We start from the raw sequence: 22,921 nt of genomic DNA, 5'->3' as shown, positions 1-22,921 counted from the left end.
TCCGGCATCTGCGGAGCACCCGAAGAGGATCGTCATGTCGAATGCAGCGCAACGCTCGAACCGCGTGCTTATCGTCGCCACCATCATGCTCGCGACCTTCATGGTGGCGATCGAGGCGACGATCGTAGCGACCGCGATGCCGCGCATCGTCGGGGAGCTCGGCGGCTTTTCCTATTATAGCTGGGTGTTTTCGGCCTTCCTGCTGGCGCAGTCGACGACGACTGTTATCTACGGCAAGCTTTCCGACATTTTCGGGCGCAAGCCGGTGCTGATCGGCGGCATCCTGATCTTCCTGGTCGGCTCTTTGCTCTGCGGGCTTGCCTGGTCGATGATGTCGCTGGTGCTGTTCCGGCTGCTGCAGGGGCTGGGCGCCGGCGCCATCCAGCCGGTGACGACGACGATCATCGGCGATCTCTTCAAGCTCGAGGAGCGCGGCCGCGTGCAGGGCTTCATGGCGACCGTCTGGGCGACGTCGGCTGTCGTCGGGCCGCTGGCCGGCGGCATCATCGTCGACAACATCTCCTGGGCCTGGATCTTCTGGATCAACCTGCCGATCGGCGTCATCTCGATCATCGCCTTCATGGTCTTCCTCAAGGAGGACGTGGCGCACAAGCAGGCAAAGATCGATTACCTCGGATCAGTGCTGTTTTCGATCTCGATCGTCGCACTTCTCGTCATGCTGACGGAAACCGATGCCAGCGCCTGGATCCTGATTTCGCTTTTCGCCGTCTTCGTGATCGCGGGCATCCTCTTTCTCGCCCAGGAGAAGCGGGCGCCGGAGCCGATCATCTCGATCCCGCTCTGGAGCCGCAGGCTGATTGCGACCAGCAATGCGGCGACGCTGCTGGCCGGCATGGCGCTGATCGGGCTTTCGACGATCCTGCCGCTCTACGTGCAGGGCGTACTTGGCCGCTCGCCTCTTGTCGCGGGGTTCACGCTCACCATGCTCGTTGTCGGCTGGCCCTTGGCGGTGATGCTCTCCGGCCGTTTCTACAGGGCCTTCGGCATCCAGCGTACCTTGCGCGTCGGCAGCCTGATGTTTCCCTTCGGCGCCTGTTTCCTGTTGTTCCTGACACAGGAAAGCTCGCCGATCGTTGCCGGCGCCGGCTCCTTCTTCATGGGCTTCGGCATGGGTCTCATCAGCCTCACCAGCATCGTGCTGGTGCAGGACAGCGTCGAATGGTCGATGCGCGGCAGCGCCACGGCCTCGATCATCTTTTCCCGCAGCCTCGGCAATACGCTCGGCGCCACCGTGCTCGGCGCCATCCTCAATGCCGGCATCAACCATTATGCGAGCGGCGAGGCGGCGGCCGGCCTGCACGAGGCGCTGAACCAGCCGACCGGGCTCTCGGCCCTCGCCGCCGATCCGGCCATCCGCTCGATCTTCAATGCGGCGCTGCACTGGAGCTTCTGGGGCGTGGTCGTCGTCGCGGTGCTGACCTTCTTCACCACCTGGCTGATCCCGGTCGGGCCGAGCCAGAAACGCGAGGGGACGGCTGTCGCCAGCGAGGCGGCATCGCATTAAGCGGTTCAGCTCGTGGAAGCGCAGAAATGCTGTGTTTTCACACCGATGGATTGTGTTGGGAGAGTTGTCGAACGATGAGTGTTTTCGTGTTGCTCTTGGGGTTTCCGGGCGTCGGCAAGCTGACAATCGCCAAAGAACTCGGCTCGCTTATATCAGCAAAGGTCGTCGATAATCACTGGTTCAACAACCCGATCTTGCGCCTCCTCGACGAGGAGGGGACCGCTCCGCTGCCGAAGGGCATATGGGAGTACACCGGCAGGGTCCGGCAGGCCGTCCTGGATGCGATCACCGCCTATAGCGGCCCGTCGGCGAATTTCATTTTCACCCATGCCGGTGTCGAAGGCGATGAGCGGAGCACACGGACCTACGAGCAGTTCGTCGAAGCCGCCAGACAGCGCGCCGCGGTCTTCGTTCCGGTGAGATTGCTGTGTGCCGAAGAAGAATTGGCGCGTCGCGTTTCGGCTCCCGCACGGCGCGACCACTTGAAAACGACCGACGTCGAGACGTCGAGGAGCCGAAGCCAACAGGCCGTGGTTCTCAATATCCCGCACCAACACGCGCTGACGTTGGATGTGACGCTCACGTCGCCCTTGGAAAGTGCTGCGGCATTACGGGATCATGTTGTGACATGCCTGCCGAACGGGCGCTGATTGTGTAATTGCATGCAACGAAAGAGGATATTCCGAAGTGTGGTGTCGTCATCGACGTCACTCTCCCGCTCACGGTCGTCGTCGATGAGATTCTCTTGAAATGCGGAGAGGTGGACCAAGGGGCAAATTAGACTCGGCGTCGCGCGACAAATCGCTACGATTCCGATTCAAGGAATTCTGCAGTTTGGCTATCGCGTGCCTGTGATCACAGTTGCCGTTGAGCGAAGGTAAACCTTGCCATCGCTGACGGATTGTAGCGCCAGTTCCAGAACCTCGCCGCGGATTTTCTCCCGTGTCGCCGCATCTGCCCTGGATAGTCCAGCGACGACAGGCGCGGCGACCTCAGTCATGAAGTCCCAGTAGCGCGCCGGGGTATCGTGCACCATCATCGCCGACACCTCCTCCTCGGCGACATCGAGAAGGCCCGCCTCTTTGAAGGTCTCGACCATCATGCCTTCCCCGGCACAGCGGAACAGGCCCGGAGAGCCGGGTGGTGGCGCTGATATGTCCACGTGGCGGGCGATCGTGCCCATGATCGTGGTCGCCCATGGATTTTTGGCAGGCGCGCTCCAGACGGCTGCGCTGACACGCGCACCGGGTTCTGCCACGCGTGCCATCTCCTTGGCGGCGGCAGCGATGTCAGGGAAGAACATAAACCCAAACCGGCACAGGACGGCGTCGAAACTGGCATCGGCAAAAGGCAACGTTCCCGCATCGCATAGGCGAGTTTCGAAGTTTTTGAGGCCACGTCTGGCCGCATTTTCGGCGGCAGCAGTCAGCATATTTTCCGAGAGATCGGTGACGACGACATGACCCTCGGGGATTGCCGCCGCCGCCGTCAGGCCGGGTTCGCCAGTGCCAGCTGCTATGTCGAGCACGTTAAAGCCGTTGGAGAGATTTGCGCGCCGGAGCATGGCGTCACCAAACGGGGCGAGCCAGCTGAGAACCAGGCTGTCCCATTTCTTCCAGCCGGCAGAAAACTTGTCCCAGGTCTCACGTTGATGGTTACGGATATCGTCGAGATTTGCTGACATGCACCGGCTCCCCCTACGTTCAACCGGCAAAGCCGGGAACGTCGGTACTATGCGCCGCTGATGTCGGGATTCAATGGAAATAAGCGCAATCGGGCCAACCGCCAGGCATGACCAAACCTGTTGGGACAGAGTGATGAATTGACCAAGACTATCGGAGCTTTTATACAATAGCTTTTGCGAAACTCCGGATTGGCCAAAATTAATCCTTTTAAATCAATAGGCTTCTCCTGGATGGTGCAAATCAAGAATGCGGAACCAGCGGATTGCTGAAGCGATGCAGTCCAGCTGTATGCATCAGCCATGGAGAAAGAAAATTATAAAGATCATGGTCTTGCTGCACAGCGCCGATGGCATGGCTTGGCAGTCTCCCCCCAAAGGCACCAGCCTGAAGACACTGAGCGAAGCCGAGGAGCAAGGCTTCATCTTGATCCGCGGGGAATTTCAGAAACGCCAATTCCGTCTGACAGAGCTGGGCTCCAACTATGTCGAGCGCGACAAGCGGCGTCTGGAAGCGCGCAGGCTCTGAACCGATAGTGCCGGCTAAGCGCGAATTGAACGCATAAGCCAGGCTTCCGACGGCCGAAAGGCCAGTCTGACAATCGCGCTTCGCAACAGGAGCGGTCATCCCCGCATGGGAAGTACCAGCTTACAGAGCATGCTGGGCTTACAGCGCATCCCGGATATCGAAGCGAACAATTTTATCGCCCTGCATGCGGAAGATGTGCGTCACGGTCTTGTCCTTCAGGCCATGAGCCCGCCCTTCCAGCGGCCGGCCATCGAGGTCGAAGACCGACTGGATCACCTCGACAGCGATAGCGCCGTCTGGCGTTTCCTCAAAGGCCACCGGCTCGACGTGTGGACTGATGACGGCCCATTGGCGTGTCCAATAATCGCGTACAGCCTCACGACCATGAACATGGCCACCATCCATGCCGTTGGCCCAGGCGACATCATCGGAAAGCACGGCAAGCACAGCGTCGATGTCTCTGGCGTTGAAGCTGGCATAGATGCGCTTGATCATTTCGACGTCATTTTGAGACATATCGTTTCCTCAGTGGAGATTGAAACATTCGCTGTGCGGCATCGAAACGCCATTGCCTCGTGCCGCGCATCAAGTTACATACGTACATATATATCTTACGGTCAAGCGCAGGCAAGGGGTAAGCCGAATGGACGACGACGTGCTTTCAACGCCGGGGCATCTCGTCAGTCTTGCGGCGCGGGGCTTTGCCCGTCTCAGCGAGTCACGCCTTAAACCGCTCGGCTTCGGTGTCGGCCAGTTGCCGGTGCTGGTCGCGCTGCAAGATGGCAAAGCCAGCACTCAACGCGACCTCGCCCGCTTTGCCAGGATCGAGCAACCGCCGATGGCGCAGATGCTCGCACGCATGGAGAGGGATGGCTTGATCAAGCGGACACGCGACCCGGCTGACCGCCGCAGCAGCCGTATCGTGCTGACGAAAACTGCACAGGAACGTATGCCGAAGGCAATTGCGGCCCTATTCCAAGGGAATCGTGAGGCACTGGCCGGGTTCACGGATGCGGAAGCGGGACAACTTGCAGATCTGCTGACGCGGCTGATCGACAATCTGGATCAAATTGCGAGCGCAGAGCCTTCGTCAGGTGTTTGATGGTTTTGTGGCCAAACGGACAGTGTCTATTCGGGGACTGTGCCGCCTTCATTCGCGGTCGTACTGCCTTTCGGCGGGGAGCGCCGCTTCTCCAAAACGCGTGACAGCAAGTTCCGTTTTCTCTTGCGCTTGATCAGGTCGATATCGCTGACAAGCTTTGCGCCGCCCTCGCGCCGCTCGAGCGTGATCTTGCGGCTATGGAAGACTTCCAGCTCAGCGCGATGCGCGACGCTCAGGATGGTGACTTCAGGCAATTCATCGATCACCATCTGCATCATCTTATCCTGGCTCTTCTCATCGAGTGCTGCCGTTGCTTCATCCAGCACGATGATATCGGGTTGGTGCAGCAGCAGACGCGCAAAGGCGAGCCGCTGCTTTTCGCCACCCGACAAGGTCTGGTCCCAGGGCGCATCTTCCTCGATCTTGTCGTTCAGATAATCCAGTCCCACCTTGTCGAGAGCCGCCTTGATCTCGTCCAGCGGCCAGCTATCGGCGGCGCCCGGATAGGCGACCGCACGGCGAAGCGTGCCCGAAGGGATATAGGGCCGTTGCGGCAACATGAATAATCGCCGGTCGGCATGGAAATTGACGCTGCCGCCGCCCCACGGCCAAAGACCCGCGATGGCCCGCACCAGCGTGCTCTTGCCCGACCCGGATTCACCGGACACAAGCACCCGCTCGCCGGGCTCGATTTCGACCCGGGTTTCCGTCACCACGGCGGTGCCATCGTCAAGCGACACGGAGAGATCGTTGAGGCTGAGCATCGCCTCGCCTTCGGTTTCACCATGCTTGATGCGCCCGAGCGAGTCGCTCTGTTCGGCGCGCTCCAGCCCGTCGAGCGACATCATCAGCGAGGCGATGCGCCGTGCACAGGCATTCCAATCGGCAAGACGGGGATAGTTGTCGACCAGCCAGCCGAACGCGCCCTGAACGATGGCAAAAGCAGAGGCGGCCTGCATGACCTGTCCGAGGCTCATGCTGCCTTCGAGAAATTTTGGTGCGCAAAGCAGGACCGGGACGACTGGCGCAATCAGCATCGACCCATGCGACACAAGCGTTGTGCGCATGTGCTGGCGGGCAAGCAGCGCCCATTGCCTTAGCACATTGGCGAAGGTCTTATCGAGGTCGTTACGCTCCTCCTCTTCGCCGCCGAGAAGCGCGATGCTCTCGCCGTTTTCCCTGACATGCGTCAGCGTGTAGCGAAACTCGGCTTCTGCTTGATTTTTGGCCTCGGAGACGTGGACGAAATAGCGGCCGATGACCGCCATCGAAGTAGAGGTGATCGCGGCGTAGAGGACCGCAGTGACGACGAGAAAGCCGGGAATGGTAACGGGGAAACCTGCGATCGGCAGAGTGAGAGCCCCGCCGATCGTCCAGAGCACCACGATGAAGGTCGAGGCCGCCAGAAATGCGGAAATGACACCGGCGATGAAATCGACGGGTGCTTCGGTGGCAATCCGCAAATCCTCGGAAATGCGCGCTTCCGGGTTCTTGTGGTCGCCGCCGATGAGATTCAACTGATAGTAACGGCCGTTTGCAAGCCAGCGCGCGATGACTGATGTTGTCAGCCAGGAACGCCAGCGACGTTGGATCATCATGCGAACGGCGACCTGTATCGTGACAATGGCGACGGTTCCGAGCACAAGCGGCACGAATACGGCGCTCAGGAAATAGACGGTGCCGGCATCGTGTCGCTCTATGGCGTCGAAGATCCCGCGGTTCCACAGATTGATTCCGTACTGGAAGCCGACATTCATGCCGATCAGGGCCAATAGCCCGATCGAGAAGGGCCAAGCGAACTTGTCGCCACCGCGACCCCAGTAACGGCGCGCGCTGATCCAGAAACGTTTGAGCAGATACCGCTTGCGCGCCTGCTCGGCCTCTTCAGGTGTCAACTCCGGATCGGGCTCGATGGCATCTGGTGGCGGCATGACCTCGACAGTCGATGCCGTCTCCTGGGGCGAGTTCCCGGCACCGTGCGGTTCGGTGCCGTCGACCGATTTCGGTTTAAGTTTAGCGTCGGCCATAAGCGCGATAACGGCTTACACATCGAAATGTTTCATGATGGCTGCCATCCGCAGTATCGAAAACATCTGCCCCTCACCCTAACCCTCATATGCGCTAGGTTAAGCGAGCGTGTAGATCGTCGCATTGTTTTCGGCGTCGTCGCGGCGGCTCACAGAGGTGGCGACGACTTCGCGTGACGAGATTACAGACGGCCTGCCACAGAAGTGGTCCGCGGATGGCGGCGCAAATGGTGGCCAGGGCGATCTTCATGAGACGCCAGCGCGATGGGCTTGCCAATGGGGGGCTAGCCAGTGGGGTTGCCACATCCAGAGGGGGGAGAGTCCGGGACTTGCCCGGCAATCTGTTCGGCGATGATGGCGACGATCAGTCTGGCGTAGAGCCATGCCCGGGCCAGTTCCGGCTTCTTGGCCGGCAAGCTGTCGAGGCCGGCCAGGCTCTTGAACCGTTTGAACGCCAGCTCGATTTGCCAGCGGAAGCGATAGAGGGTGAGGATATCGGCCGGCGGGAAGGTGGCGGTCGGCAGCGAGGTCAGCAGCAGAATGTACTTCGCCGCCTCGAGACTGCGCGGATCGGGTTTTTTGCCGTGCTTGCGGGCGGCTTTGAGCAGACGCTCCTGCTCGGCTTGGGCCTGTTGCGGATCCTTGCGCCGGACAATGAGGCGCAGGACCAGCGGCGGTGGTGGCGGCGTCCCCGTCATGCCTTCGTGGACACGAACCTGCACCTCGCCTTCCTGCTCTTGCTGAGCGGCGAGTGCGGCAAACAGATCAAAGGGCTCGCCATTCGTCTGCAACAGGCGCAACGAGTTCCAGCCGGTCCGCACGATGAAGTCTGCACCGGCATCGATCACCGGCCGCAGGTCGCGCGGTCTTGCATAGTAGCGATCGGCCAGCACGATATCGCCGGGTGCGTAGGTAAGGCGCTGAAGGTTCTCGGCACCATGGATGTCGGTCAACTCAAGCTGATCGACCTGAGCCGTTGCCAGATCGTAGCCGACATGCAACCGCCATGTCGTGCGGTCAGCGCCCGGATGGCAGATCGACGTTCCATCGAGCACACGCAAGCGATATCCCGCAAAGCGCCCCGTCGGCACTTTGGCCTGTTCGGCAATCAGCGCGGCCACGATGTCGCCAAGCCAAGGCGCCGCTTTGCACAGCCGCTCGAGCAGCGATGGGTCTGACAAACGGGCGATCCCGCCCGCTTCGGCCCATGCACAGGTCTCGCGTAGCGACATGCCAAGGCCGCCATAGGCAAGTGCCAGCCGCAACAGCGTCTCGGCATTCTTGATTTCCCGCACCCGCGTAAAAGCACCGCGCAACCGCGCCGTTGCTTCCAAGTCAAAACCCGCCGGAAGCCGCTCGCGCACTTCCGGCCAATGATCCAAAACCTCAGGACGAATCTTCATCCAAAGCTTGAATCACAACCAGATTCCTTATGTCCAGGGCTAAACCTAGCGCATATGACCCTAACCCTCTCCCCGTTCTGACGGGGAGAGGGGACGTGCCATACGAGACGCGATAGAGGGACGGAGAGGTCGCGGCATATCCCCTTCGCCCCGCAAACGGGGGTCCGAAGGACGCGTCGAGACCCGTGGCTCGACCCCGGTTGGTGCCGGCAGGCGGATGAGGGGGCTGGCATCGGCGATCTCTGGGCCGAGATGTCCCCCGCTCAGGCGTTCTCTGTGGCGACTTGCGGCAGGGATTGCAGCAGGGTCTGGCGGGCGGAGTGCAGATGGGCGCGGCAGGCGGTTTCGATTGCTGGTTGGTCGCCGGATTCCAGCGCTGCGATATAATCCAGATGTTCGTGGATGGCGCGCTCGTTGCGCTGGCGGGCGGCGGCCTTGTTCCACTGGTAGTGATAGTGGAAGACGATGGCGATCGCGTCGTAGAAATCGGCGATGAAGCGGTTCTTCGAGGCGCGGTGGATCAGCAAGTGGAAGCGTTCGTCGAGGACGGAGAAATCCTTGAAGCGCTGGTTGATGTCGGCAAGCATGGCGTGATGTTCGTCGCGCATAGCGGCAAGATCGGCCCAGCTTTGATTATCCCTGGGAAGCCGGCCGAATTCGGCGGCGGAATGCAGCTCGAACATTTCGCGCACATCGGCAAGCTCGAGGGCGAATTCGCGGGTGAACCCTTTGAGCGTCCAGTGGCTGTTCGGCCGTTTCTCAATGAGGCCGAAGCGGGAGAAGCGGATCAGGAATTCGCGCACGCTGGTGGTGCCGGTGCCGATCTCGCGGGCAAGCTCCAACTCGTTGATCTGCATACCGGGTGCTGCATCATCGGCAAGGATGCGCTGCATGAAGCTGCGCTCGATGATATCATGCAGGGAGTCGGTTTCTTCGGAGGGAAAGAGATCATGGTCAGTCGGCTGGCGCAGCACGATCTTCTGGCGTTTGTTCCAGCGGATGATGCCTTCTTCGCTGAGCCGTGTGAGGATGGCGCGCGCCGTCGAGCGGCTGACGCCGAGTTGGGCGGCGATCTCCGGTTCCGACGGCAGCGCCGTATCCGTGCGCAGGGCTACGGCATACCTGTTATAGGCTTCCTTGAAGACCGTATTCTGCCTTGCCACCAGACCCCGCTTTCCGCCCTCGTATCCACCGCCCGCTCTCCAGCAGGGCAGAAAAATCGGGGCTTGTTCAAACGACCTTTAGCTTATTTCCGGTCGCCTGCGGCTCATTGCCTCCCTCGTCCACAGGATCAATATTCCCGTTGACTTGAAAATGTTTATTGTAGATAAAAAACAAAATCAATGCGCTTTCGCCGATGCAGCGAGCCTTTCCCAGGGAGAATAAATTGGACAAACTGCCTTGGATCATCCTTTCGGCCGGCGACAATGTCGCGGTCGCAACGGCGGCAATCGCGCCGGGTTCGACGGTTGCCGGCATTCAGACCCGTGAGAAGATCGACCCCGGCCACAAGGTGGCGATAGCGGATATTCCGCTCGGGGGACCCGTGGTCAAATACGGACAGGCGATCGGCCGCACGACGGCCGAGGTCAAGGCCGGCGACCATGTGCACAGCCACAACCTGCATTTCGAAAACGACCGGCTGGCGGCAACCGCCAATTCGGCGCCGGAAGCGGCGACAGCCGACGACGTCGGGCGCACCTTCATGGGCTATCGCCGCGCCGACGGGCGGGCGGCAACGCGCAACTATATCGGCATCATCGCCAGCGTGAACTGTTCCACCACGGTCTGCCGGGCAATCGCCGACGAGGCGAACCGGACGATCCTGCCGCATTATGAAGGCATCGACGGTTTTGTGCCGATCGTGCACGACCAGGGCTGCGGCATGAGCTCGACCGGCGACGGCATGAACGTGCTGCACCGGACGCTCGCCGGCTATACAAGGCACGTGAATTTCGGCGGCGTGTTGATGATCGGCCTCGGCTGCGAGGTCAACCAGCTGACGCTCTACGGCCAGAGTGGTGCCGGCGCCTCGAAGCGGCATTTCAACATCCAGGATGCCGGCGGGTCGCGCCGCGCGGTCGAGCGCGCCATGGGCATGCTGCGCGAAATCGCCGCCGATGTCGGCAAAGAAAAGCGCGTGCCGATGTCGATCGGCGAGATCATCATCGGCCTCCAATGCGGCGGCTCGGATGGCTTTTCCGGCATCACCGCCAATCCGGCGCTCGGTGTCGCGGCCGATCTGCTGGCAGCGGCCGGCGGCACGGCGATCCTGTCGGAAACCTCGGAAATCTATGGTGCCGAACATCTGCTGCGCAGCCGCGCCGTCAGCGACGAGGTGGCAAAGAAGCTCGACGACAAGATCGCCTGGTGGGAAGATTACGTCGCCCTGCACGGCGCCTCGCTCGACAACAACCCCTCGCCCGGCAACAAGCGCGGTGGCCTCACAACCATCCTCGAAAAGTCGCTCGGCGCGGTTGCCAAAGGCGGGCGTTCGCCGCTGACGGCGGTCTATGGTTATGCCGAGCGGGTCACGGCCCCCGGCCTCGTCTTCATGGACACGCCCGGCTACGACCCGGTCTCGGCGACCGGCCAGGTGGCCGGCGGGGCGAACATGATCGCCTTTACCACTGGCCGCGGGAGCTGCTTCGGTTGCCGGCCGGCGCCGTCGCTGAAGCTTTCCAGCAATTCGGCGCTCTATGCCTCGATGGAAGAGGATATGGACATCGATTGCGGCACGATCGCCACCGGCGATGCGACGATCAGCGGCAAGGGCCGCGAGATCTTCGACCTCATCGTCGATACGGCATCGGGGAAGAAGACCAAGAGCGAGCTCTTCGGCTACGGCGACAATGAATTCGTGCCCTGGCATCTCGGTGCGACGCTCTGACCTTTTTGTTTTACGCGATCCCGGACGGAAAACCGCTTCACACTTTTCCTGGGATTGCTCCCTAGACCAAGCTCAAGTTCTTCGCGAGGAGGCATGATGAAGACGAGACGGATCGGCAAGACCAAGCTGGAGGTGACCGAAATCAGTTTCGGCGCAGCCGCTCTCGGCGGTCTCTACCGCGCCTGCCCGCGCGAGCAGGCAATGGACACGCTGCAGGCGGCCTGGGATAGCGGCATCCGCTATTTCGACGTGGCGCCCTGGTATGGGCTCGGCCTTGCCGAACGGCGGGTCGGCGATTTCCTGCGCGACCAGCCGGACGGCTCTTACGTGCTGTCCACCAAGGTCGGCCGGCTGCTTCGGCCGGTGCCGACCGACACCGTGCCCGACTACAGCTATGTCGATCCTCTCTCCTTCGATGCCGATTACGACTATTCCTATGACGGCATCATGCGTTCGGTCGAGTTCAGCTATGCGCGCCTCGGCCTCAATCGCATCGATATTCTCTATGTGCACGATCTCGGTGTCTATACACATGGCGCGGCGAAGAATGCGGTCCACCAGAAGCAGTTTCTCGATTCCGGCGTGAAGGCGCTGGAGGAACTGAAGTCGTCTGGCGCGATCTCCGCCTTCGGCCTCGGCGTCAACGAGGTGCCCGTCTGCCTCGACGTCATGCGCCATTCCGATCTCGACTGCATCCTGATGGCCGGCCGCTACACGCTGCTCGACCGCTCGGCCGTCGCTGAACTGCTGCCGCTCTGCCGGCAGAAGGGCACCTCGCTCGTCGTCGGCGGCGTCTTCAACTCCGGCATTCTCGCCACCGGCCCGGTGCCGGGTTCGCATTTCGACTATATGCCGGCTGATGACGATGTGCTTGCCAAGGTCGGCGCCATGGAGGCGATCGCCAAACGCCACGGTGTGCCGCTGGCGGCGCCCGCCCTGCAGTTTCCGTTGCGCGAACCGATCGTCGCATCGGTGCTGATCGGCACGGCCAAGCCGTCGAGCCTGACGCGCAACATGGAGATCGTCGAGCCGCGGCTTGCCGACGAGATCTATGCCGAATTCGAACCCTATACGCTGGTCGCGCCGCCGCTCGGCGCCGAAGCGGTCCGAGTCTGAGGAGAGATTATGCTCAAGGGTATTCATCCGCTGCTTGGCCCCGACCTGCTCCATGCGCTGAAGACCATGGGACATGGCGACGATATCGTCATATCGGACGCCAATTTTCCCTCGGGCTCGATGGGCCCGCCGGTCATTCGCGCCGACGGCGTCAGCGCCACTGACATGGCCGAGGCCATCCTGACGCATATGCCGCTCGACACCTTCGTGCCGGAAGCGGCGTGGCGGATGGAGGTGGTCGGCGATCCCGATGCGGTGCCGGAGGTCTGCACCGAATTCCAGCAGATCGTTGCCAAGTGCGCCGGCGATTTCCGCATCGTGCCGGTGGAGCGTTTTGCTTTCTACGCGATGGCCCGCAAGGCGACCTACATCGTCGCGACGACGGAATTCCGGCTGTACGGCAACCTGATTTTGAAAAAGGGCGTCGTCCATCCGCACGAGATCAACAAGGCCTGATCCCTATTTTAGGGCAGCGTGGTATTGGAATAAAATCAGTTGCTTGGCAGGAGTTTAGCAAAGCAAAAAAGCCGGTTTGACGCTCTTGCAATTTGATTGCGCCTCGGCTAGCTTCACCTGGCAAATGTTTTTTATCGATAAAAATCGTCCGCCTGCGTTCTGCGGCCGATTTATTTGGAGGAGAACGCACCCTGAGAGGAGAACCCTTATGAGTATCGTGAAATCCCTTCTATCCCGCCGCGCCTTTACCGCGCTTGCAGGTGCCGCAGTCATCGCCTCGGCAATGCCGGCACCATCGTTTGCCGCCGACGTGACGATCCCGATCATCGTCAAGGACACGACGTCCTTCTATTGGCAGATCGTTCTGGCCGGCGCCCGCAAGGCCGGCAAGGATCTCGGCGTCAACGTGCCGGAACTCGGCGCACAGGCCGAATCCGACGTCAACGGCCAGATCAGCATTCTGGAGAACGCCGTTGCCGGCAAGCCGGCCGCTGTCGTCATTTCGCCGACCGAATTCAAGGCGCTCGGCAAGCCGATCGATGAAGCGGCCAAGTCGGTTCCGATCATCGGCATCGACTCGGGCGCCGACTCCAAGGCGTTCAAGTCGTTCCTGACGACCGACAACGTTCAGGGCGGCCGCATCGCCGCCGATGGTCTGGCTGCCGCCATCAAGGGAATGTCGGGTAAGGAAGAGGGCGAAATCGTCATCCTCACCAACCTTCCGGGCGTCGGCTCGCTGGAACAGCGCCGCGAAGGCTTCCTGGATCAGGTGAAGACCAAATATCCGGGTCTTAAGGTCATCGCCGACAAGTACGGCGACGGCCAGGCAACGACCGGCCTCAACATGATGACCGACCTGATCACGGCAAACCCGAACCTCGTCGGTGTCTTCGCCTCGAACCTGATCCTGGCGCAGGGCGTTGGCCAGGCGATCGCCGAAAACAAGCTCGGCGACAAGATCAAGGTCATCGGCTTCGACAGCGACGACAAGACGGTCGGCTTCCTCAAGGACGGTGCGATCGCCGGCCTCGTCGTTCAGGACCCCTACCGCATGGGTTATGACGGCGTGAAGACCGCGCTTGCCGTCTCCAAGGGCGAGAAGGTCGAGGAGAATGTCGACACCGGCGCAAACCTCGTCACCAAGGCGAATATGGCTGATCCGAAGATCGACGCGCTGCTGAACCCGAAGATCAAGTAACAACGACAGACAGGCCGCGCCGGCTTCAAAAACCGGCGCGGCCTTTTCTATCCATGGTATGGTCACCAGGGGTGGAGAGCAGAGGCGATACAAGGAGGAGAGGTCCATGATCGGACTGGAAGAGGTCAGTCATCGCCATGATGACAGTGCGACGCTGAAAGAAGCCAATCGAATTCCCGCCGGATCGCCTATCCTCGAACTCAAGGGCCTGCAGAAGAATTACGGTCATGTGCAGGCGCTGAAGCCAGCGACGCTGACCTTTCTTGCCGGCGAAATCCACGCCATCGTCGGCGAAAACGGCGCCGGCAAATCCACCCTCATCAAATTGCTGACCGGCGTCATCACCCGCACCGCCGGCGAAGTGCTGTGGTGCGGCCAGCCGGTGGGGCTGGCGACGCCGAACGAGGCGATCGCCCGCGGCATCAATGCCGTGCACCAGGAAGTCGTGCTCTGCCGGCACCTGACGGTCGCCGCCAATCTCTTCCTCGGCGACGAGGTCAACCGCTTCGGCCTGATGCGCAAGAAGCAGATGGAGAAGATGGCGCAGGCAGTGCTCGACGATCTCGGCTTCGGCCTGCCGGCCGGTGCGCTGTTGAGCTCACTGACGATCGGCCAGCAGCAGTTGGTGGCGACGGCGCGCGCGGCGATGCGCGGCACGCAGTTCCTGATCTTCGACGAACCCACGGCCTATCTGACGCGCCAGGAATCGGCGCAGCTCTTCAAGCTGATCCGCCGGCTGCAGGGCGAAGGCGTCACCATCGTCTATATCAGCCACCGCATGGAGGAAGTGTTCGAGCTTGCCGACCGTGTCTCGGTGCTGCGCGACGGCACGCATGTCGGTACGCGCCTGATCGGCGAGACCAACGACGCCGAGCTGATCGCGCTGATGATCAACCGCTCGATCGAACAGATCTACCACAAGGAAGAGATTGCGATCGGCGAGACGATCCTCACGGTCAACGGCCTCTCCGGCCCGGGCTTCGAAGATGTGTCGCTGAGCGTCAAATCAGGACAGATCGTCGGCCTCTATGGCCTGATCGGCGCCGGGCGCAGCGAATTCGCGCTCGGGCTCTACGGCCGCCAGCCGACGACAGCAGGCGATGTCCAATGGATGGGCAAGCCTGTCGATATCCGCAACGAACGCACCGCCATGGAGCTCGGCATTGCGCTGGCGCCGGAAAGCCGGCGCGACCAGGGGCTTTGCCTCAACCTGCCGATCGGCCTCAACATCAACCTGCCGGTGTACGGGCGGCTGAGCCACGGGCCGGTGATCAACCACGCGCGCGAATCGGCCAATGCCGACCAGCAGATCCGCAATCTCAGCATCAAGACGCCGAGCCGGCGCGTTCCGGCCTCCAGCATGTCGGGCGGCAACCAGCAGAAGATCGTCATCGGCAAGTGGCTGAGCCATGGTGCCCGGCTTTTCATCTTCGACGAGCCGACCGTCGGCGTCGACGTCGGCACCAAGGCGGAAATCTACCGGCTGTTCGCCAAGCTTCTGAAGGAGGGCGCCGGCATCATCCTGATCTCCTCCTATCTGCCCGAGGTCTACGAACTGGCCGACCGGCTGCACGTCTTTCGCGCCGGCAAAATCGTCGCGAGCCATGATTACCACGCGGCGACGCATGAAGAAGTGCTCAGCGAAGCGATCGGCGTCTGAGCCAAAAGAATAAGAGGGAGAAAATTCATGACTGCCACCCCCACCGAAATCGTCGCGCCGCCGCCGCGCCGGAAAATGAACATCCTGTTCGGCCTGACGCTGATCGGCCTGCTGATCTTCCTCTGGATCGTGCTCGGCGTTGTCACTCCGAGCTTCTGGACGCCGCTCAATATCTCCAACCTGCTGCGTCAGGGTGCGATGACGGCGATCCTGGCGCTCGGCCAGACCTTCGTCATCATCACCGCCGGCATCGATCTTTCGGTCGGCGCCATCGTCGGCTTCTGCACCGTCATCATCGCCTGGCTGCTGCAGGCGGGCGTGCCGGTCTGGGGTGCGATCGCGCTGACGCTGCTCATGGGTGTGGCGATCGGCGCCTTCCATGGCTTCGGCATCGTGCATATGGGCCTGCCGCCGTTCATCATCACGCTGGCAACCCTGACATCACTGCGCGGCATCGGCCTGCTGATCACCAACGGCTCGACGATCAACATCACCAATGAGGGCTTCAGCAATTTCGCCCGCGCCGATCTGCTCAGTATTCCGAGCCTGTTCTGGATGGTCATCCTGGTGGCGGTCCCATCCTTCATCTTCCTGCATCTGAGCCGCTGGGGCCGGTATCTCTTCGCGGTCGGTTCGAACGCCGAGGCGGCGCGCCTTTCCGGCGTCAACGTCAAGGGCATGATCTACCTCGCCTATATCCTGTCTGCCTCCTTCGCCGCCTTCGTCGGCGTGCTGCTCGCCTCGCGCATCGCGATCGGCAATGCGACGCAGGCCGACGGCTGGGAACTGCAGGCGATCGCCTCCTCCGTCATCGGCGGCACCAGCCTGTTCGGCGCGGTCGGCTCGGTGCACGGCCCACTGATCGGCGCCTTCATTCTCGCCACCATCAACAACGGCGCGAACCTTCTGAACGTCAACTCCTTCTGGCAGCGCATCATCACCGGTCTGCTGATCATCGTGATCGTGTTCTTCGACCAGCTGCGCCGCCGCCGAAGCAATTGAGAGGCGAGCAAGAGATCGCTGCCTGCCCCTCATCCGCCTGCCGGCACCTTCTCCCCGTTTTGACGGGGAGAAGGGGATATGCCGCAAACCTCTCCGTCCCTCGCCAGCATCCCGTTTGGCACGTCCCCTCTCCCCGTTTTTTACGGGGAGAGGGTTAGGGTGAGGGGCAGATGTTTTCGATACGGCGCCACATCGGCGCGAGCCGGCCTGACAAACCGGCTTCCTCCTTTCGAAGAATGTGAGACCCGTCATGAAAGCAGTTCTTTGCCGGGAGCCCGGCGTGCTCGATATCGTCGAGCGTCCTTCGCCTACGGCTCCCGCCGCCGGCTGGGTGCGGCTTGCCGTCAGCCATGTCGGCATTTGCGGCACCGACTACCACATCTTCGAGGGCAAACATCCCTTCCTCGAATATCCCAGGGTGATGGGGCACGAGATCTCGGCGACGGTGCTGGAAGCGGGCGACGGCGTCACTATCGCAGTCGGCACGCCCGTCATCGTCAATCCCTATCTCTCCTGCGGGCAGTGTGTCGCTTGCCGCCAGGGTAAGCCGAATTGCTGCACCAACATCAAGGTGCTCGGCGTCCATACGGATGGCGCCTTCTGCGAGGAGATTTCGGTTCCGGCCGAGAACCTCTATGCCGCCAAAGGTGTAAGCCTCGAGGCGGCGGCAACCACCGAGTTCCTGGCGATCGGCGCCCATGCGGTGCGCCGTTCGATGACCGGCGCCGGAGCGCGGGCACTCGTCATCGGCGCCGGGCCTATCGGGCTCGGGGCGGCGATCTTCTCGCGCATTGCCGGCCATGAGGTGACGCTGCTCGATACCAGCACCGAGCGGCTGCAGATGGCGTCGGAACGCTTCGGCTTCACCTCCGGCATCGTTGCCAACGAGGCGACAGCGGAGACCGTCCGGGAAAAGACCAACGGCGACGGTTTCGACGTGGTCTTCGATGCGACGGGTTACGGCCCTTCGATGGAGAAGGCCTTCTCCTTCGTCGCCCATGGCGGCGCGCTGGTGCTGGTCAGCGTCGTCAAGGACGATATCCGCTTCTCCGATCCCGAATTCCACAAGCGCGAGATGATGGTAATCGGCAGCCGCAACGCCACCCGCGTCGATTTCGAGCATGTGGCGGATTCGATCGCCAAAGGGCTGGTGCCGGTGGACAAGCTCATCACCCACCGCACGACGCTTGCCGATGCGCCGCGCGATCTCGCGCGCTGGGCGCATGAGAAGAATGGGCTGATCAAGGCGGTGATCAGTATTGGTGCTTAGGGCGTTTCCAGCGAAAGCGTGACGTGATTTCCGTGCGCTTCGCGCCGGCGGCTGCCCCTCACCCTAACCCTCATATGCGCTAGGTTAAGCGAGCGTGTAGATCGTCGCATTGTTTTCGGCGTCGTCGCGGCGGCTCACAGAGGTGGCGACGACTTCGCGTGACGAGATTACAGACGGCCTGCCACAGAAGTGGTCCGCGGATGGCGGCGCAAATGGTGGCCAGGGCGATCTTCATGAGACGCCAGCGCGATGGGCTTGCCAATGGGGGGCTAGCCAGTGGGGTTGCCACATCCAGAGGGGGGAGAGTCCGGGACTTGCCCGGCAATCTGTTCGGCGATGATGGCGACGATCAGTCTGGCGTAGAGCCATGCCCGGGCCAGTTCCGGCTTCTTGGCCGGCAAGCTGTCGAGGCCGGCCAGGCTCTTGAACCGTTTGAACGCCAGCTCGATTTGCCAGCGGAAGCGATAGAGGGTGAGGATATCGGCCGGCGGGAAGGTGGTGGCCGGCAGCGAGGTCAGCAGCAGAATGTACTTCGCCGCCTCGAGACTGCGCGGATCGGGTTTTTTGCCGTGCTTGCGGGCGGCTTTGAGCAGACGCTCCTGCTCGGCTTGGGCCTGTTGCGGATCCTTGCGTCGGACAATGAGGCGCAGGGCCAGCGGCGGTGGTGGCGGCGTCCCCGTCATGCCTTCGTGGACACGAACCTGCACCTCGCCTTCCTGCTCTTGCTGAGCGGCGAGTGCGGCAAACAGATCAAAGGGCTCGCCATTCGTCTGCAACAGGCGCAACGAGTTCCAGCCGGTCCGCACGATGAAGTCTGCACCGGCGTCGATCACCGGCCGCAGGTCGCGCGGTCTTGCATAGTAGCGATCGGCCAGCACGATATCGCCGGGTGCGTAGGTAAGGCGCTGAAGGTTCTCGGCACCATGGATGTCGGTCAACTCAAGCTGATCGACCTGAGCCGTTGCCAAGTTGTAGCCGACATGTAACCGCCATGTCGTGCGGTCAGCGCCTGGATGGCAAATCGACGTTCCATCGAGCACACGCAAGCGATATCCCGCAAAGCGCCCCGTCGGCACTTTGGCCTGTTCGGCAATCAGCGCGGCCACGATGTCGCCAAGCCAAGGCGCCGCTTTGCACAGCCGCTCAAGCAGCGATGGGTCTGACAAACGGGCGATCCCGCCCGCTTCGGCCCATGCACAGGTCTCGCGTAGCGACATGCCAAGGCCGCCATAGGCAAGTGCCAGCCGCAACAGCGTCTCGGCATTCTTGATTTCCCGCACCCGCGTAAAAGCACCGCGCAACCGCGCCGTTGCTTCCAAGTCAAAACCCGCCGGAAGCCGCTCGCGCACTTCCGGCCAATGATCCAAAACCTCAGGACGAATCTTCATCCAAAGCTTGAATCACAACCAGATTCCTTATGTCCAGGGCTAAACCTAGCGCATATGACCCTAACCCTCTCCCCGTAAAACGGGGCGAGGGGACGTGCCCTGCGAGAGCTGGGCGGGGGACGGAGAGGTCGCGACATATCCCCTTCGCCCCGCGAGCGGGGAGAAGGTGGCGGCAGCCGGATGAGGGGCAAGCCGCGGTCGCTAACTCACCGCCTCGATCGCCCTGCGCATCTGCCTGACAACGGCGACATCCGTCTTGTTCGTGCTTCTCGCCTCGAAACCAAAAGCGACCGCGCGTGGATCGGCGCTTTCGACCGGAGAACTGCAGGAGCCGTGGACCTCGCGGGCGCCGGTCGCCTTCAATATCTCTCCGACATTGGCCGGGCGGATGCCGCTGCCGGGCATGATGGCGATCCGGCCGGTGGCCTTTGCCGAAATGCGCTTCAGCGTTTCGAGACCGTCGGTGGCCTTCAGCGCGCAGCCTGATGTCAGGATGCGTTCGCAGCCGAGCTCGACTGCCTGCTCCAGCGCCTGGTCGGCATCCGGCACCAGATCGAAACCGCGATGCAGCGTCGAGCCGAGGCCTGCGGCATGCGCCTTCAAACGGTGGATCAACGGCATGTCGAGCGTACCATCCGGCCGGTTGGCGCCGATGACGACGCCGGCAAGGCCTGATGTGCGTACGGCATCGATATCGATCATCATCGCCTCCTCGTCCGCCCCGTCGAAGATGAAGGGCCCGGCGTGAGGGCGGATCATCGCGTAGACCGGAATGGAGGCCCTGGCGGCGATCCGCATCAGGCTCGGCAGCGGCGTCAGGCCGCCGAGCTCCAGCGCCGAGCAGAGCTCGATGCGCCCGGCCCCACCTTCGATCGCGGCGGCGAGGCCCTCGGCGCTGTCCACGCATACCTCAAGCAAGATCGTCACGCTGCAGTCTCCCTGGCTCCGGCATCCACCGGCCTTATGGCTCGTACGACGGATTCCGACGTAATTCTCGCCGCCGCCTCGATGATGACAGTGCAGGCATCGGCGGCGGCTTTGCGATGGTTGAAGGCGACGTGATAGGACATCGGCAGATGCTCGTCGAGATCGACGATGCGCACCTTGTCGGCAATCGGCATGGCGCTGACGCGGCCGAGGAAGGAGACGTAACCGTGATTGGCGACGAGGTCGACGATCACGGGCAGCGAATCCGCCGCGGTGATATCCTGGCCGCGCCGGCGCCGGTTGGGCGCCCGTTCGTAGCTGAAGGCCATGGCCGCATGGCCCAGGCCGGTGCGTGGGCTCGGCATGCAGATCGCATGGCCGGCAACGAGATCGGTGACATTGGTCTCGGTACTGTCAGGCGGCGCGATCACTACCATATCGGTCTGCAGCAATTCGCGATGCCGAAAGCTTTCGAGACCGAAGACCGAATCCAGGATTGCGACATCGATGCGGCCGTTCTTCAGCGCCTCGCGCAGATCGTCGGCGGTCATCGACACCAGCGAGATCTCATTGTTGTTGCGGCGCGCATTCCATTCCGAGACCAGCGATCCCAGGCAGCGCGCCACCCAGCTTTCCGATCCGGTCGGAATGATCGAGCCGATACGCAGCGACCGGGCGGTGCGCCGATAACGCTCGTCGGCCGACGACTTGAGATCGTTCCACGCCTGGCTGATCGCCATGAAGATCTGGTAGGCGCGCCTGCCCTCCTCCGTCAGCACTGAGCCCTGTGCCTGGCGCTCGAACAGGCGATGATTGAGAAATTTCTCAAGATTGGCAAGCTGAAGCGAAAGCTGCGGCTGACCGAGGCGAAGGCGGCGGGCGGCCCGGTTGATGCTGCCCTGGTCGGCGACTTCGAGAAAGCGCTCCATCGTGACGATCTTGACGGGAATGCGGGATGTCCAGGACTCGTCGATCTCGGCGCTGGCGCCGTCGTGACCGGCCCATTGGCCAAGCTCACCGATCGCAGCCATGATCGGCTTCAGGCCTTCCAGCACCCTGCCGCTCGCAATTAGCATCGCCAGCTCGCCGGAGGCGCGTTCCGTCAGCGTCATCGCCAGTTCGGTCTCGAGATTATGGATTGCCGTCGAGACGGTGGAGGGCGACAGCTGGAAGCGCCGCGCGGTCTCGCGGACCGAACCGGAGGTCAGGACATGGCTGGCGATGAACAGGGCACCAAGATGCAAACGGCCACCTCCGGAAAGTGCTGGAAAAACCGGACGATATGATGTGTTCAGGAAAAAAGATATCCCTGCCTCCGGAGAGCCGGGCTATCGTTCGATCATAGAAAAATCCGGGCGGCAGGAATCCGCAACAGAGCCTGGGAATATCGTGGAAACACGCAAGGGGACAAAAACAAATCGCGCCGGCCTTGGAAAAGGGAATGCGTTTCCGCGCGCGGACGTGCATTCGCCGCCATAATCGTGCCGCGACCGCAAATACTGGAGGGGGCTTGCATCGATTTTTCGGGCATGCACGCTATTTCCATCACGCACGCAATTCCGGCATGATGGCGGCCTCACCGCCTTCGCCGGCGGATTTCCTATGCGCAGGCCTCCCGCCCGGGGCTTGGGCCACTGCATAATTCCTTAAATCGGTATCGATTTAAGATAAAATTATGCAGCAATTCAAAGTGCTACAACGTCCTGGCACGTCTGAAAGACATGCGGCGCTGTAGGTCAACGGTTTTTGAAAAAGGGGACTTTCCATGCTGAAGAAACTCGCACTTGCCGTTTCGCTCTCCGCCTTCGCAGCGGGTGCGGCCCATGCCGCCGACATCGTCGTCTCGTCGAAGATCGACACGGAAGGCACGCTGCTCGGCAACGTCATCGCGCTCGCTCTCGAAGCGAACGGCATCAAGACGCAGGACCGCATCGCGCTTGGCGCGACACCCGTCGTGCGCAAGGCGATCACCGCCGGCGAAATCGACATCTATCCCGAATATACTGGCAATGCCGGCTTCTTCTTCAACAAGGCCGATGACGCCGCCTGGAAGAACATCGACCAGGGCTATGAGCTGGCGAAGAAGCTCGATTACGACGCCAACAAGATCGTCTGGCTGACGCCGTCGCCTGCTAATAACACTTGGGCGCTCGCCGTGCGCAGCGACGTTGCCGGCCCGAACAAGTTGAAGAGCCTCACCGACTTCGGCAAATGGGTTGCCGGCGGCGGTGCCGCCAAACTTGCCGCCTCCGCCGAATTCGTCAATTCGGCCGGCGCGCTTCCCGCCTTCCAGACGACCTACGGCTTCCAGCTGAAGCCCGACCAGATGGTCGTTCTTTCCGGCGGCGACACGGCGGCAACGATCAAGGCGGCCGCCGACCAGACGAACGGCGTCAACACCGCCATGGTCTACGGCACCGACGGCGCCATCGAAGCGGCCGAACTGACCGTTCTCGAAGACGACAAAAACGTGCAGCAGGTCTATGCCCCGACGCCGATCATCCGCGAAGAGGTGTTGAAGGCCAATCCGAAGATCGAGGAAGTGCTCTCGCCGATCTTCAAGAGCCTGACTGCCGACGAATTGCGCAAGCTCAACGCCAAGATCCAAGTCGACGGCGAGCCGGCAAAGTCGGTCGCCGAAGCCTATCTCAAGGAAAAAGGCTTCCTGAAGTAGTCATTGCCCGCTCCGCCCGATTACGGGCGGAGCTTTCTTTCCTGACAGGATTGGCTTTCCTGACAGGGTTGGC

General features: G+C 61.8%; 20 protein-coding genes. 12 read left to right on the top strand and 8 right to left on the bottom strand.

Translation table 11 applies throughout. The features are described 5' to 3' along the window. Nucleotides 1-34 precede the first annotated feature (34 nt). Entirely contained in the window at nt 35-1,525 is a 1,491-nt protein-coding gene (locus AC25BC_RS00860; protein ID WP_012755900.1) for an MDR family MFS transporter, read from the top strand. Between the two features lie 74 nt (nt 1,526-1,599). Next, nucleotides 1,600-2,175, top strand: a complete 576-nt coding sequence (locus AC25BC_RS00855; protein WP_012755899.1) for a phosphotransferase-like protein — start codon at nt 1,600-1,602, stop codon at nt 2,173-2,175. A 188-nt stretch (nt 2,176-2,363) separates the two neighbouring features. On the opposite strand, the gene AC25BC_RS00850 is transcribed toward AC25BC_RS00855, so the two are convergent. Then, complete coding sequence (locus AC25BC_RS00850; protein WP_012755898.1) at nt 2,364-3,209, bottom strand: class I SAM-dependent methyltransferase; 846 nt, start codon at nt 3,207-3,209, stop codon at nt 2,364-2,366. Nucleotides 3,210-3,483: 274 nt separating this feature from the next. Between AC25BC_RS00850 and AC25BC_RS00845 the strand changes: the two genes are divergently transcribed. Then, the gene (locus AC25BC_RS00845; protein ID WP_012755897.1) at nt 3,484-3,735 is read left to right on the top strand and encodes a hypothetical protein; all 252 of its coding nucleotides are present in this window, start codon (nt 3,484-3,486) and stop codon (nt 3,733-3,735) included. Nucleotides 3,736-3,873: 138 nt separating this feature from the next. Here the strand turns inward: AC25BC_RS00845 and AC25BC_RS00840 are convergent, their stop codons facing one another. Further along, on the bottom strand, nt 3,874-4,251 hold the full coding sequence (locus AC25BC_RS00840) for a nuclear transport factor 2 family protein (protein WP_012755896.1): 378 nt from the start codon (nt 4,249-4,251) through the stop codon (nt 3,874-3,876). Nucleotides 4,252-4,378: 127 nt separating this feature from the next. On the opposite strand from AC25BC_RS00840, the gene AC25BC_RS00835 reads away from it, so the two are divergent. After that, complete coding sequence (locus AC25BC_RS00835) at nt 4,379-4,837, top strand: MarR family winged helix-turn-helix transcriptional regulator (RefSeq protein WP_012755895.1); 459 nt, start codon at nt 4,379-4,381, stop codon at nt 4,835-4,837. Between the two features lie 26 nt (nt 4,838-4,863). Here the strand turns inward: AC25BC_RS00835 and AC25BC_RS00830 are convergent, their stop codons facing one another. From AC25BC_RS00830 to AC25BC_RS00820, 3 genes are all read right to left on the bottom strand, one after another. Continuing rightward, nucleotides 4,864-6,864 (bottom strand): ABC transporter ATP-binding protein/permease, encoded by a 2,001-nt coding sequence (locus tag AC25BC_RS00830; RefSeq protein ID WP_128440355.1) that lies wholly within the window; start codon nt 6,862-6,864, stop codon nt 4,864-4,866. Nucleotides 6,865-7,148: 284 nt separating this feature from the next. Then, nucleotides 7,149-8,267 (bottom strand): IS4 family transposase, encoded by a 1,119-nt coding sequence (locus tag AC25BC_RS00825; protein WP_487778533.1) that lies wholly within the window; start codon nt 8,265-8,267, stop codon nt 7,149-7,151. Nucleotides 8,268-8,530: 263 nt separating this feature from the next. Beyond that, nucleotides 8,531-9,430 carry a GntR family transcriptional regulator gene (locus tag AC25BC_RS00820; protein WP_012755892.1) on the bottom strand — a complete coding sequence of 300 codons (900 nt, stop codon included), beginning with the start codon at nt 9,428-9,430 and terminating at the stop codon, nt 8,531-8,533. 224 nt (nt 9,431-9,654) lie between these two features. Between AC25BC_RS00820 and AC25BC_RS00815 the strand changes: the two genes are divergently transcribed. The 7 genes from AC25BC_RS00815 (at nt 9,655) to AC25BC_RS00785 (ending at nt 17,859) form a co-directional block, all read left to right on the top strand. Beyond that, the gene (locus tag AC25BC_RS00815; protein WP_012755891.1) at nt 9,655-11,157 is read left to right on the top strand and encodes a UxaA family hydrolase; all 1,503 of its coding nucleotides are present in this window, start codon (nt 9,655-9,657) and stop codon (nt 11,155-11,157) included. A gap of 96 nt (nt 11,158-11,253) precedes the next feature. After that, entirely contained in the window at nt 11,254-12,273 is a 1,020-nt protein-coding gene (locus tag AC25BC_RS00810; protein ID WP_222052533.1) for an aldo/keto reductase, read from the top strand. A gap of 9 nt (nt 12,274-12,282) precedes the next feature. Beyond that, nucleotides 12,283-12,729, top strand: coding sequence for an RbsD/FucU family protein (locus AC25BC_RS00805; RefSeq protein WP_029875451.1), 447 nt, complete (start codon nt 12,283-12,285; stop codon nt 12,727-12,729). A 208-nt stretch (nt 12,730-12,937) separates the two neighbouring features. Continuing rightward, nucleotides 12,938-13,927 carry an ABC transporter substrate-binding protein gene (locus AC25BC_RS00800; RefSeq protein ID WP_029875452.1) on the top strand — a complete coding sequence of 330 codons (990 nt, stop codon included), beginning with the start codon at nt 12,938-12,940 and terminating at the stop codon, nt 13,925-13,927. Nucleotides 13,928-14,033: 106 nt separating this feature from the next. Further along, entirely contained in the window at nt 14,034-15,587 is a 1,554-nt protein-coding gene (locus AC25BC_RS00795) for a sugar ABC transporter ATP-binding protein (RefSeq protein ID WP_222052534.1), read from the top strand. 27 nt (nt 15,588-15,614) lie between these two features. Further along, on the top strand, nt 15,615-16,589 hold the full coding sequence (locus AC25BC_RS00790) for an ABC transporter permease (RefSeq protein WP_003545129.1): 975 nt from the start codon (nt 15,615-15,617) through the stop codon (nt 16,587-16,589). 250 nt (nt 16,590-16,839) lie between these two features. After that, complete coding sequence (locus tag AC25BC_RS00785) at nt 16,840-17,859, top strand: zinc-binding alcohol dehydrogenase family protein (RefSeq protein WP_222052535.1); 1,020 nt, start codon at nt 16,840-16,842, stop codon at nt 17,857-17,859. Nucleotides 17,860-18,128: 269 nt separating this feature from the next. Here the strand turns inward: AC25BC_RS00785 and AC25BC_RS00780 are convergent, their stop codons facing one another. The 3 genes from AC25BC_RS00780 to AC25BC_RS00770 form a co-directional block, all read right to left on the bottom strand. After that, nucleotides 18,129-19,247, bottom strand: coding sequence for an IS4 family transposase (locus AC25BC_RS00780; protein ID WP_017993194.1), 1,119 nt, complete (start codon nt 19,245-19,247; stop codon nt 18,129-18,131). 201 nt (nt 19,248-19,448) lie between these two features. Further along, nucleotides 19,449-20,174 (bottom strand): copper homeostasis protein CutC, encoded by a 726-nt coding sequence (locus AC25BC_RS00775; protein WP_222052536.1) that lies wholly within the window; start codon nt 20,172-20,174, stop codon nt 19,449-19,451. Next, nucleotides 20,171-21,418: a LysR family transcriptional regulator gene (locus AC25BC_RS00770; RefSeq protein ID WP_222052537.1), complete on the bottom strand. Its 1,248-nt coding sequence runs from the start codon at nt 21,416-21,418 to the stop codon at nt 20,171-20,173. Before AC25BC_RS00770 ends, AC25BC_RS00775 begins: the two co-directional genes overlap by 4 nt. A gap of 521 nt (nt 21,419-21,939) precedes the next feature. On the opposite strand from AC25BC_RS00770, the gene osmF reads away from it, so the two are divergent. Beyond that, nucleotides 21,940-22,848, top strand: coding sequence for a glycine betaine ABC transporter substrate-binding protein OsmF (osmF, locus tag AC25BC_RS00765; RefSeq protein WP_018072367.1), 909 nt, complete (start codon nt 21,940-21,942; stop codon nt 22,846-22,848). Nucleotides 22,849-22,921 lie beyond the last annotated feature (73 nt).

This window comes from Rhizobium sp. WSM409, from assembly GCF_057653825.1.
This window is presented reverse-complemented; position numbering and strand designations above follow the sequence as displayed.

What these genes read in the sequence shown, in the direction of transcription:
- AC25BC_RS00840 (WP_012755896.1), bottom strand. Translation starts at nt 4,251, where the DNA reads ATGTCTCAAAATGACGTCGAAATGATCAAGCGCATCTATGCCAGCTTC.
- AC25BC_RS00790 (WP_003545129.1), top strand. Translation starts at nt 15,615, where the DNA reads ATGACTGCCACCCCCACCGAAATCGTCGCGCCGCCGCCGCGCCGGAAA.
- AC25BC_RS00800 (WP_029875452.1), top strand. Translation starts at nt 12,938, where the DNA reads ATGAGTATCGTGAAATCCCTTCTATCCCGCCGCGCCTTTACCGCGCTT.
- AC25BC_RS00825 (WP_487778533.1), bottom strand. Translation starts at nt 8,267, where the DNA reads ATGAAGATTCGTCCTGAGGTTTTGGATCATTGGCCGGAAGTGCGCGAG.
- AC25BC_RS00855 (WP_012755899.1), top strand. Translation starts at nt 1,600, where the DNA reads ATGAGTGTTTTCGTGTTGCTCTTGGGGTTTCCGGGCGTCGGCAAGCTG.
- AC25BC_RS00860 (WP_012755900.1), top strand. Translation starts at nt 35, where the DNA reads ATGTCGAATGCAGCGCAACGCTCGAACCGCGTGCTTATCGTCGCCACC.
- AC25BC_RS00810 (WP_222052533.1), top strand. Translation starts at nt 11,254, where the DNA reads ATGAAGACGAGACGGATCGGCAAGACCAAGCTGGAGGTGACCGAAATC.
- AC25BC_RS00845 (WP_012755897.1), top strand. Translation starts at nt 3,484, where the DNA reads ATGCAGTCCAGCTGTATGCATCAGCCATGGAGAAAGAAAATTATAAAG.
- AC25BC_RS00780 (WP_017993194.1), bottom strand. Translation starts at nt 19,247, where the DNA reads ATGAAGATTCGTCCTGAGGTTTTGGATCATTGGCCGGAAGTGCGCGAG.
- AC25BC_RS00785 (WP_222052535.1), top strand. Translation starts at nt 16,840, where the DNA reads ATGAAAGCAGTTCTTTGCCGGGAGCCCGGCGTGCTCGATATCGTCGAG.
- AC25BC_RS00795 (WP_222052534.1), top strand. Translation starts at nt 14,034, where the DNA reads ATGATCGGACTGGAAGAGGTCAGTCATCGCCATGATGACAGTGCGACG.
- AC25BC_RS00805 (WP_029875451.1), top strand. Translation starts at nt 12,283, where the DNA reads ATGCTCAAGGGTATTCATCCGCTGCTTGGCCCCGACCTGCTCCATGCG.
- AC25BC_RS00830 (WP_128440355.1), bottom strand. Translation starts at nt 6,864, where the DNA reads ATGGCCGACGCTAAACTTAAACCGAAATCGGTCGACGGCACCGAACCG.
- AC25BC_RS00850 (WP_012755898.1), bottom strand. Translation starts at nt 3,209, where the DNA reads ATGTCAGCAAATCTCGACGATATCCGTAACCATCAACGTGAGACCTGG.
- AC25BC_RS00835 (WP_012755895.1), top strand. Translation starts at nt 4,379, where the DNA reads ATGGACGACGACGTGCTTTCAACGCCGGGGCATCTCGTCAGTCTTGCG.
- osmF (WP_018072367.1), top strand. Translation starts at nt 21,940, where the DNA reads ATGCTGAAGAAACTCGCACTTGCCGTTTCGCTCTCCGCCTTCGCAGCG.